5 protein-coding genes are annotated in these 11,985 nt (G+C 46.9%); all 5 read right to left on the reverse strand.

The window, feature by feature from the left end; all coding sequences use genetic code 11:
• Positions 1–550: 550 nt before the first annotated feature.
• The 5 genes from M3629_RS16655 to M3629_RS16675 all read right to left on the reverse strand — a co-directional run bounded on the left by M3629_RS16655 (position 551) and on the right by M3629_RS16675 (position 11,932).
• Complete coding sequence (locus M3629_RS16655; protein ID WP_251508504.1) at positions 551–5,014, reverse strand: S-layer homology domain-containing protein; 4,464 nt, start codon at positions 5,012–5,014, stop codon at positions 551–553.
• A 109-nt stretch (positions 5,015–5,123) separates the two neighbouring features.
• On the reverse strand, positions 5,124–9,485 hold the full coding sequence (locus M3629_RS16660; RefSeq protein WP_251508506.1) for a BREX system ATP-binding domain-containing protein: 4,362 nt from the start codon (positions 9,483–9,485) through the stop codon (positions 5,124–5,126).
• A gap of 113 nt (positions 9,486–9,598) precedes the next feature.
• Positions 9,599–10,078, reverse strand: coding sequence for a 23S rRNA (pseudouridine(1915)-N(3))-methyltransferase RlmH (gene rlmH / locus M3629_RS16665; RefSeq protein WP_123067026.1), 480 nt, complete (start codon positions 10,076–10,078; stop codon positions 9,599–9,601).
• A gap of 784 nt (positions 10,079–10,862) precedes the next feature.
• Entirely contained in the window at positions 10,863–11,030 is a 168-nt protein-coding gene (locus tag M3629_RS16670; protein ID WP_090923561.1) for a CxxH/CxxC protein, read from the reverse strand.
• 380 nt (positions 11,031–11,410) lie between these two features.
• Complete coding sequence (locus M3629_RS16675) at positions 11,411–11,932, reverse strand: hypothetical protein (RefSeq protein WP_251508508.1); 522 nt, start codon at positions 11,930–11,932, stop codon at positions 11,411–11,413.
• Positions 11,933–11,985 lie beyond the last annotated feature (53 nt).

Raw genomic sequence — 11,985 nt, forward strand, 5'->3', positions numbered from 1 at the left:
TCAAGATTCTATACCCGCTTGGTGAATTTCCATCAAACCTTAACATAAATGAAATGCCACCAAAGTAATCAGTAAGATAATTTCGCTAAATAGCTTCGGAGGCGTTATCAACGGGTATTCCTTACCCAACAACGATGCTTCTTTGTAACGGTAGAATCCCGGGCCCATCTACTATTATTTCGAGAGCTTGCTCAGAGGTGATTTTTTGATTCGGATCTCCGCTGCCTCGCACCAGGCGGCAGTTCTCTAAAGGGCTTTTCCGGATCTACTTGTCTTCTTCATTACATTTGAAAGCAATATAATTAGTCCACTTTATTATTAACTAAACATTCCGTCAATATAGAAAATCTTATTTCAATTCCTTTATTTGTTCCCTAATTCAATAACGGAACAAATTCTAATTCAGACATTTAGCCCAAAGCCTACGCACATACAAATCTATTTTACACAATAAAAAGGCTGGGCGAAAAACCGTAAGGTTTTCCGTCCAGCCTTTTGGCATATTTGTCTTGCAAGGAAGTGTGAACTCTCCCTAGTCGCCTTTATGAGATTATTCTTTATTCATATTCAAAAGCATAACAATCGCTTCCGCTCTTGTTGCTTGTTTATGAGGATTAAACGTATTTACCCCCGTTCCGTTCACTATACCGCGTTCTTGCAGCATGGCTACTACGCTTTTAGCCCAGACTGGGATTGTCCCGTCATCTGCGAAGGAAGTAACGGCATTCGGGTCCAGTGGCAGACCAAATGCTTTCCCCAGCATCGTCGCCATCTCTGCGCGCGTAATTTTTGCATTCGCCTGGAAGGTACCATCGCTGTAGCCGCTAATAATGCCCGCTTGCACAGCTTGTGCTACCGCAGCCTGTGCCCATTCCCCAATGGTCGCTTTATCTGTGAAGGTCAGCGCTTCGCCTGCTTCCTGAACCTGCACTGCATTCATCAGCATGACTGTAAACTCCGCACGGGTTATCGTTTTACCTGGCTTAAACGTTCCGTCATCGTAGCCTTTCGCGATTCCGTCTTTGACTGCTTGCTTGATGCTTGCTTCAGCCCAATGTCCCGCGATATCGCTAAATCTACTTTCAGGTTCGGTAGGGGTTACCGCCCCTTCATCTGACACAGGAAGCCCTGTCGCCTGGTCTACAACAAGTACCGCGAACTTCGTAAAGTGATCAACCTCTACTGTAATCGAATTTCCACTTGTCTTACTGCCTTTCACTTCTACCCATTCTTTCTTCTCTTCATCGAAATAGAAGACCGCAACCCCTTGACCGCTCTTCACATGACTCGCATCGAAGGTAAAGGTTAACGTTACAGGCTTGATGAAATTACCCGGAATGTTTTTCAACACTTCATATACCGGGCTTGCTAGCACCTCTTTATGAGTGAGAACACTTTCCGTATCCAGCCATTTTGAAATTGTTAATTTCAGTTCCTGATTGACTGCGCCTACAGGAACAGTAATCTTCAACTGATCTTCCAGACTAACCTCGCCAAGTGATCCAACTGGAAGCGTTAGACTGCCGTCTGTTGACGATACTTTAGCTGGCGTTGATGGTTTTGGCGTCGGCACGATAGCTGGTGTTGACGGTGTCGGCGACGGAACGGTAGGTGTTGGTGTGATCGGTGCTGCTAGTACGGTTACCGTATAGGTCGTTTTCGTTTTTCCATCCTGCGCCGTCACAACGACCTTGCTACCTGTCAATAATGCAGTCGCAAGATCAGTCCCATTCGCCGCATACACCTCAAATGTCGCATCTGCAGATGGAGTGATAGCGGCCTTCAATGCGGCTAACGTTGTTCCGTAAGGAATGTTCGTCAGCGTTTCATTGGCCGTCCCGCCTGTGCTTACGGTTCCAATTGTAGAGGTTAACGTTGAAAGGGTGCTGACCCATTTCGCAAACAATGTCTTACTCGCCGTAATCGTAAAACGATCTGCCTCCGAATAATTTTTGCCGGATCCATCCGCTAAGGTATTCCATCCCGCAAAGGTGTAACCATTTCTGACCAAATTGCCTGTGTTTCCACTAACGCTAACCGTATCTCCTCGAACATGAGAGGTTTGGGCAATCGGCAATTCTCCACCCGTTTTACCATTTCCGTTATAGGTGACTTGAAGCTCTGAGCTCCGCAAGTAAGGATATCCATTATTAACTGCGGAATCTATTGTCCAGATCTGACCGAAATCCCAATCTGTATAACTGGCTTGCGTCTTCATCTCCGCTGTCGTTAGTGCCGTCCCTACACTCGGTTGTCCGGTTGTCTCACTCTCGTAAAAGCTATTTTTTAACGCACCGCCACCCATCCCAACTAAGCCGCTTAAACTTCCTTCTCCTGTTAGGGTAGCCTTTGCATAGCTGTTATCGACACGAAACGAGTTTGCTGCAACTAATCCCGCTGCAACATTTTTCCCATCTACGCTTCCATGGAAGTAGCTATAAGATAGTGGTCCATCATTCGATCCTACAAGCCCACCTGTGTACAGACCGCTAATACTTCCGATAGCAAAGCTATTTCTAATCGTCCCCTCATTATAGCCGACTAACCCGCCTGCAACGTCCGCCGTTCCGCTCACATTTCCCTTATAGAAGCTATCGCTAATTGTGGAGAAGTTATCACCAACCAACCCGCCTGTATATGAGCCGTCCCCCCCGCTTACACGCCCTGTGACGACCCCGCTGTTTGTGATGTTTCCATCGCTCGCTCCAACTAGTCCACCTACATAGCCTTTACTGCTGACTACATCGATATTTTCCAGAATGACATTATTGACCGTCGCGCTTCTCTCGATATAGCCGAATAACCCTGTAAAATCAGAACTTGTTGTATTTATCGTTAAATTCTTGATCGTATAACCATTGCCATCGAAGTTTCCTTCAAACGCATTGTACCAATCGGAACCGATTGGCGCCCAGCCTGCTCCTTCTGCATAGCCGCTCAAATCGATATCCGCTGTTAACTTAAAGCTCGAATCCAAGAAATCTCTAATCTTATTCAGTTCAGATGCCGTTCCAATCAGATAAGGATCCGCTACTGTTCCCGAGCCACCGGAAAATAGGAACTTTGTTGCCGGGAATGTTACCGTCACTACACCGGAATCGGCTGAATTGGTGACAATCGTCGCACCTGCTACCGTGAAGAAATTCGCAGGCACCCCCGTTAACCCATACCCTCTCTTGGGTGTAATCGTCAGGGTAGCCGTGTAAGTCTCTCCCTGAGCATACCGGGAAGCCACCTCTGGAGACCAAGTCACGGATGCGGTATATTCATTTGTATCTATCTGTCGAATTGGCTCTTCGCCCACGACTGGAACAGCTAACCCGCTGATCGCTGCCGTCTTAATTGCCGTTGGAGCACTCATCGTCACGGTATACGTAGTCTGCGTCACTCCATCTTCAGCGGTAACAATGACTTTTATGCCCGTCACCAGTTCAGTGGCTAACGTGGTTCCATCCGATTTGTAAATCTGAAACGTAGCATTCGCCGCTGGCGTGATCGCTCCCCTCAGATCTGCCAAACTCGTACTGTATGGAACATCGGTTATGGATTCATTAGCTGTTCCGAGTTGACTTACTGTTCCGATTGTCGAGGTCAGCGTAGCATCTGTTTTTAAGCCGATATGTTCCTCAGCTACCAGTAACTCTTGCTCATAAGACGCTGGGTTCTCATTGTCGGCAAGGAATCTAACATAGATTTTATCGCCCGGTTGCACAGAAATATTATCTACATTTGTCCCTGTAATACGTTGAAACGCTCCATCATTCACCTTATATTCCATCAGGCTCGTCACATTATTTAGCTTCGTTCCATACTGTGACCCTTTCTCCAACGTTGCGGTTGAAGGAGCTGCTGATCGTACAATCTTATAGCTCTTGCTCATAATCGGGCTATCTAATTTCCCCGGATACACCGCCATCGCTTTGATCGTGACATCGTCGTTGATTACGATTGGCGTGCCTGAATCGTATAATGCACTAGCTCTTGTCGGCGTCTCGCCGTTTGTCGTGTAATAAATTTCAGTATCCGCTCTCTCACCCGTAAGCGTCACTTCTGAACCTACCGCGACAGATCCATCTGCAGGGTCTGGGGAAGCTACAGGTTCAGCATTCACAAATATTCTTAATTGAGGATATTGATGAGGTGAAACAAACCAAATCTGATCGAAATCCCAACCTGCAAATGTAGCTTGGAGCTTCATTTCTTCTGTACTTTTTCCGTTCCCTACACCACTACTAACTCCTGTCGTGATTTGGTCGTAGTAGCTATTAATAACGAGGTTAGATCCACCATCACCTACTATTGCGCCTTGCTGCCGAGTTGCTGCTACGTTTCCTGTAGCATACGTATTTTCGATCATAACCGTTGGATGCTTAAATCCAGCTATTCCACCCACATTACTATTCCCCGAAGCGGCAGCCATCGAATAGCTGTTTTTAATCGACGAATTGTTAACAGCTTGTCCAACCAGTCCTCCTACATAATAACTCGATCCCGATACGGTACCTGTTATATAACTGTTCGAGATCTCACCCTCTAAGCTTCCTGCCATACCTCCAACAACGCCATACCCTATTATACGGACATCTTCCAGACCAATTGCCGTAACAGAACCAGTATCCTTTATAAAACCAAAAAGTCCAACAAGAGAATTAAAAGGAAGGTCTATATTCAATCCTGTAATGATATGCCCGGCACCATCCAATGACCCTGAAAAATTATTGATCGGCTGCCATGACGTACTACCGTCAAGACCATTGCCCTCCTCAAGAAACGCTGTCAGGTCAATATCATTTGCCAGTTTATAATGCTTGTCCGGATAATCACGAATAACGTTTAGTTCCTCCGGTGAAGTAATCAGATAAGGATTCTCTACCGATCCATCACCGCCGCTAAAATCAGCCGCAAAAACCTTACCTCCTTCTGTTGTAAGCAATCCCGGCATACTGCCGATTACCATCATCATGATAAGTAAGAGCGCCGTTACCTTCCTACCTACTCGAAATCTTGTACTCATGTCGTTTTCTCCTCCATACCACTATTGAATTCGGTCCTCAGTATAGGGCCCAAGCCATAAAAAAAACACTAACCAAAGTTAGTGTCTCGAAAATATTGTAGAAAATAGCCTAATTAATGAGTTCCAACTCCTTGGCGCGGGCAATCGCCTGACTTCTTCGTTTCACTCCCAGTTTGCCATATACGTTATGAATATAACTTTTGACGGTTCCTTCTGTTAACCCGAATCGATAGGCAATCTCTTTGTTCGACAATCCATCTGTCAGCGCGTACAAGATCTCTGTTTCACGATTCGTGAGTGATTCGAAGACCTGCTTTGAAGCTACGGCAGGAGTGGATGATGGTTTAATTGACGAAACAACGGGTGAATCACTCTGGCCGCGTGATTCATTCAACGATGTTACATACATCATTTGGGCAATCATTTGCTCTAGCATGGTCCGCGTATCCGGAGTAAAAACGCCGGCGATGAGACTGTTCTCCAAGTAAAGCGCGAAGGGCGTTCGTTCGTTTGTGAAAAGAACAGGCATACACAGTACGGATTGGGACTGGCGGCTACTCATCGAAGGATCAGCCGAATAAGAGCTGTACAAAGCATCCTCAAGTATGACCGACTCTCCTGTTTTCAGAACATATCTGACAATCGACTCCCCATACGAAGCTCCCTTGTGATCGCTCAACGTACCTTCTTTTTCAATGGCGCAAATTGCTCCTTCACTATCGCTACCCACAATACAACCTCTTTCCGCACCCGAATAGCGGATAGCAAGCGCCAGAAATTGATCCATGGTATGACAATGGTCTACTGATTCCATCCATTCTGGCTGTTGCTTGAATTGCCGATTGTTCGCAATACGCCAAGCCATCGCTTCAGAGCTGATATCGATTGCGCCATTCTGCTCTGTGACTGGCTTGTCTTCCTCCACTCCCTCATTCGTAGCTGCTCTTAACTCTGGATGGCTAGCTCTCAGTTGAACGGCTTTAGCCGTAGCACCCCATCTTGAATAAGCGTCGCAAGCATCAGCCATAAGTGCCCTCGCACCGCTCACGCTCTCCATATGCCCATAGAATACAGCGGCTCGTTCACAAGCAATAGCCTCCATGAGCCCCTCTCCTGCGTGGCGAGCTGCTCGTATAGCCTTTTCGTATAATTGTGCGGCATCGACTCTATTGCCCTCTATCCGATAACATTCAGCGGATAACAGCAAATAAGTAGACGAATCCTTGCCGCTATAGCCAGACCATCGCTTCATGGCACGCAAGTGCTTACGCAGCTTCATACGGATCTTCTTCTGCTCGTTGAGTGACGCTTCCGAGTACATAGCAGCAAGCGTCAACGAATGATACATCCTTTGTTTACGAACATGCGGCCGCGTCTGGAGGAATGTATTCTTCTCCCCTCTATGGGCCCATTCAAGAGCTTCATGGTACCGACCGAAGAGATAAGCAATTTCCAGGTTACAGGTACACGTGTAATAGACCTCGTTATTCACAAAATCCTTGTATGTCTCGTTCAGTAATGGCGTAACAGGGTCATCGTGATCTTCAGCCCCATCTTGCATTTGTGCGATATACGATTTTGCCCTCCGGAAAATGTTGCGTGTGACGCCGTCCACAAGCTGCTGCGAAGTCTCTTCATACGCTTGGATCCGTGCAGCTAATGAATGCAAATTCTCGGTGTAGTTGGTTATCGTCGTCATCATCGCAATGTTAACATAGGTTAGATTAGTCGATTCCATCCCGGCTTGGATCGATTTCTCAAACTGCTTGATTCCTTCATCCGGGTCGATAATTCCTACGAGACCTTTCAGATAATACAATCGGCTTTGCAGGTCTGCGCTATCAAAAAAAGAGGCTAGACGGGATGCCTGATCTACATATTGAGTCCCCGTACGGAAACCTGATATTTTGTAAATAACCATCCCGTAGCTGGCAAGCATAAAGGAGAACGCCTCATTGTTTCCATGCTTTAGACCATATCGTACAAATCTTGAGAATAACACAGCTGATTGCTCAATACTTAGTACATAGGCAGGGAGCGAAATTGCCATGACCAAATCTGACAATGCTTTATAACGGGGATCAGAATTAATCGGTAAATGAGAAATATCGTTAGCCTTATTGAACAATGCGCTTTGGGTGAGTAAGATTTCCTTGATCACTAATGCTTTGGAAGGCTTGCTTGGGAACTGCCAGCCCAACTCTGCCAACGCCTGCTGCCCAATATGGACAGCTGTATCATCCTTCTTCAAATACGAATACATGGCAATACGGATCAAATAAATACGGGAACGTTCCACATCGTTCGTTGTACAAGACATCAAGTTCGCCAGTAGTTCCTCTGCACGATCTGTATGACCACACATGTATTCACATTCGGTTATCTCCAGCATGATACGGTAATCAAGGGAGGCTGTATTCTTCCAATCACCATCAGACAGACGTAAAGCAATCTTATAGAAGTAAAGGGCAGACGCAAATGCGGTTGATGCCTTAGATTTCAATCCCGCCTCATAGTTAAATTCAGCCAGCTCTCTTTTCTCTGCGTCATCCTCTATCTTCTCACTACCCAAATTCAAGTGGTGTACCCGATCAAAAATCGTAAATCCACCTTCATTGGATAAATCATCGCGTATCACCCGGCCAATGGTCAGATGTAAGCTCGTTTTGTTTGATTCAGACATGGTCATGTAAGCCGCCTGTTGAATACGGTCATGCAAAAATCGATAACGTTCCACATCGTCTGATGTATCGCTCTCATGTTCTCGACAGATTAGCCCCTCTTCCTCTATAGCATGCAGAAGTCTGCGTACTTGCAGCAGAGGATGTCCACTTACTAATGAGATCGTTAATGAATGGAAACGATGTCCGATAGCGGCACCTATCGCTAACAGCTCGATTTTGGCAGGGGATAGCATACGAATACGAGCCTCAATCAAGTGGGCAATGTCAGGATCCTCAGGGATTTCCATAATGACAGATGGATTCCATGCCCATGACGCTTCTATCTCATCATAATAAATCTTATTCTCCCGATATAACTTATCTAGCAGACGATTCAAATAGAGGGGATTACCGCCTGTTCGGTGGTATAACACCTCAGCGAGCGCACGAATACGGGCTGAATTCTCATTCAGAACATCGGATACGAATTGTCTCACTTCGATATAGGACAGCGCCTCCAGATGGATATGATGGACAGATAATTGTGATTCATCGTCCAAGGCAAACGACTCTGCCATCCATGCTGCTGCATCTACTTTATTTCCTTCGTTTGTCTTCCAGCCTGGAGCGAACTCCTCCCGAAACGCGCTGATTACTAGTAAACCAGGTCGTGCCTGATCGTGTACAAGGGTACGAAGAACATCTATCGTGGCAGGATCTGCCCATTGCAGATCATCGAGGAATATAATTAAGGGATTCTGCTTATCCACAAACACCTTGATGAATATGGGTATTAACCGGTTAAAGCGAATTGCAGCCTCCGCAGGATGTAGCGGTTCTATCGCTGGAATGACATCGAACAGCTCAGCAGCTTCCGGTAAAAGCTCTATAATAACAGCTGCTCCCTGGCCTAAAGCCTTTGTTAATTGCTTCTTCAGTTCCGCTACTCGATCCGGCGATTCACTCCATATTTGTCGGATTAGGCTTCGCAAAGCTTCTAGTAAAGAAGAGAACGGAATGTCGCGATTCATCATATCGCATTTGCCGCTAATGAACCGACCTCCATCCCTTCTAACTACCGTCTGAAGCGCTCGGACGAGTACCGTCTTGCCACTGCCTGCACTTCCGCTGACGAAAACGAACGAGGATTCACCCTTTTTAGCCTGTTCGAAAGCATCTCTTTGAGCTGCTTCTTCCCTTTCACGTCCAAAGAGAGTCTGAGGAAGCCGAAACCGGCTGGCCTCATCTGCACGGGCGATCTCGAAAGAAGTCAATTCTCCCTTTTCTTCCAGCAATAAAGCGCACCGCTTCAAATCACTTAATAAACCATAAGCACTCTGATAGCGCGCCTCCGGATCCTTCGACAACAGCTTCATAATAACAGCCTCAAGCGAGTCGCTCAGATCTGAACGCCATTCACTCAGCGGCTTCGGTACAACAGCAAGGTGCGCATGTATCCATTCTTCCACACTGTGTGCGTGAAACGGCAGACGGCCTGACAGCATTTCATAATAGAGCATACCCAGGGAATACAAATCGCTACGCCCGTCTGGGATATAATTGATTTTGCCCGTTTGTTCGGGAGACATATAGGTGTAATCCGTCAGTTGCGAATCTGTAAGAATAACGACTTCCCGATTGAACTGAATACGGATATTCGCCGGATTCAAATTCCCACATCGTTCCTTCCGCTTATGAGCATGATGCACCGAATCCGTCAGTCCTATTGCTATATGTAAGAAGGTACCGACTTCCATTAAGGCACCGTCCATCAATTCATTTAAAAGAATCCCTTCTGTAAAAACCATCCCTGTTCCCTCTCCAATCCGAACGCAGTGCTTCTTGTTATTTTATCATTATTTTTGGGATGTTAGAGCCACGAATTTAATATTAAAGGGTATTATATGACGAAGGGCTTTGCTTATTTATGATACGGTTCACCCCGATTTATCTTCACTGCGCGATAAATCTGCTCAACCAACACCAGCCGCATTAATTGATGCGGCAGGGTCATTCGCCCAAAGCTCAAGCGCTGCTTCGCGCGGCGCAACACCTCATCGGAGAGCCCGTGGCTTCCTCCGATGACAAACACGACATGGCTCGTCCCATACGTGCCGAGCTTGTCGATCTCTACAGCCAGCTCCTCCGAACTCCAGAGCTGGCCATCCAGTGCGAGCGCGACGACATGCGCCTCGCTCTTCACATGCGCGAGGATGCGTTCGCCCTCGCGCTCTTTTACCGCCCTTACCTCAGCTTCGCTCAGGGTATCGGGCGCTTTCTCGTCTGCGACCTCGATCATCTGAAACTTGATGTACGGGGCGAGTCGCTTGGCATATTCCTGAATGCCCAGCGTTAAATATTTTTCCTTCAATTTGCCTACGCCAATAATTTGAATCAACATCTCATCATTCCTCCTGAATCGTCCTCTTGCCATCCAGCTATATGTTAGATGCTTCAATCGCATCGTTCATCCACACCAAGTTCATTCCAAAAACTCTAACGATCACCACAAACCTTATTCAGCCCGAATTGCCCACTTTTAAAATCTAACGATCACAGATGACGCTATTTCCTCCAAACTGTGCATTTTTCACCCTGTTTGAGGCAATTTTATCAAAATAAGCTCTATACGGATCGTTAGAATTTCAACCATGCTCATTCTCCCCAAATAAGCTCTCTCATGATCGTTACAATTCGCACTCGCTAACCACGCCCTCAATCACCACCCAAAGCTCTAGCCCATTCTGCTTTTACCGCTCTCCAGCTCTTACATGCCGATGCCTACGCTACGCCTTGCCGCTCCACACTTACCTTCGCAAAGTTCTGCAGTCACCCTTTCTCTTACCGCTAAAACTCGCTAATTCTTAATTCTAGTCCACTGTCACTTTATTTCGCATGGCTCTAAGCGCTTTTCCTGCCTGCGTCTTACCACTTTCATTCTCTCCGCTCTCCTCCTTGCCCCAGCCCATTCGCTCACCAACACACACTCACGCCACAGCCTCTCGCTCTCCCCACAAATACAAAAAGAGCGCTCAACACGCTCTCTCTGCACCTTGCTGTGATGTTCATACCGGATCGAACCAAGACTAACGCCAAGCGCTCTACCGCTGCTACGCCATGCACAACAACATCATCATCTCATAGCAACATCCAATAGCACCCCTGGCGGCCTGCTCTACAGTACGCTAAACGACAAGGAATTCCGCGTGCTGATCGCACTCAGCGCATTTGGCAGGCGGGTCCCAGTCGGCAAATTCCGTCTCCTTCAGATCCACGATATCCGGAGCGTCCTCATATTCATCTACAAACATGTCGATGGCAATGTCCACGTGTTCTTTGCATACAACGTACATCCGTTAAGCATCCTTTCTGTCACCAGCTATGTTCCCGAATCACAACCGCTTATCCCATTACAGGATAGCCACTTCTCAGTTCTATCACACCTGCCGCGGAAAAGAAACCCCTACATCGCTGATCCGCGCAAAAACTTGCCACTCTTGCAACGAAAAAAGCCTCTTCCTCAAAATGTGCACATCTATCTTTCCCATAAGATCAAAAAAGCACCCCCCCAACGATACCCACCCACAGGTATCCTTGCTGGAATGCTTCAACTTTAATTTTAACTTCAAGCGTCCATTCACGTTTTTACTCTTATCCTTGCTCTGCCCTTGTCGTTACCTATACTCTACTCTTATTCAATTCTTAACTTGCTTCTTACTCCTCAGCTACCAGCCTACTCCAATCCCGACTGCGCCTTCGTGAGCAGTTTTCCGCTTTGAAAAGCAATTACTGCGTTGCCGCCGTTGCCCGCGGTGCCTTTATAGTTGTACACCACCATGTTCTCCGCTTCACTTAGCGCTTCACCTTCACCGCCTAGAATGTTGATGACCTCTTCAACAGTCATGCCAACCTCCAGCTTCTCATACTGTGCAAACGTAATCAGCACTCCGTCTCCTTTTCCAGCAGATCCGTTGTTTCCGCCAGCCACAGGCTTCTGACCGCCAGTCCCTTGTCCAGCAATGCCAGCTGTGCCAAATTCGTTCAGCTTTTTCTCAAGTGCAGCAATTTTCCGTGCTTGCTCATCACTTTTGATTCCCTGCTCGGTCAGCTTTTTCTCCAGCCCAGCGATCCTCTCTTGTAGCGCACTTGTATCTACAGATGCAGCTGGTGTGCTCTCCGATCCACAAGCTGATAGCAATAGCATCGATAATGCTAGTCCTGTTCCGCCAAGTACCTTTTTCTTCAATAGATTCATCTCCGAATCCCTCCATTCTCAGATTAGCCAGTTAAATCACACGTTATCCAGCT

Origin of the sequence: Paenibacillus polysaccharolyticus (assembly GCF_023714295.1) — a bacterium.
GTDB lineage: Bacteria > Bacillota > Bacilli > Paenibacillales > Paenibacillaceae > Paenibacillus > Paenibacillus polysaccharolyticus_A.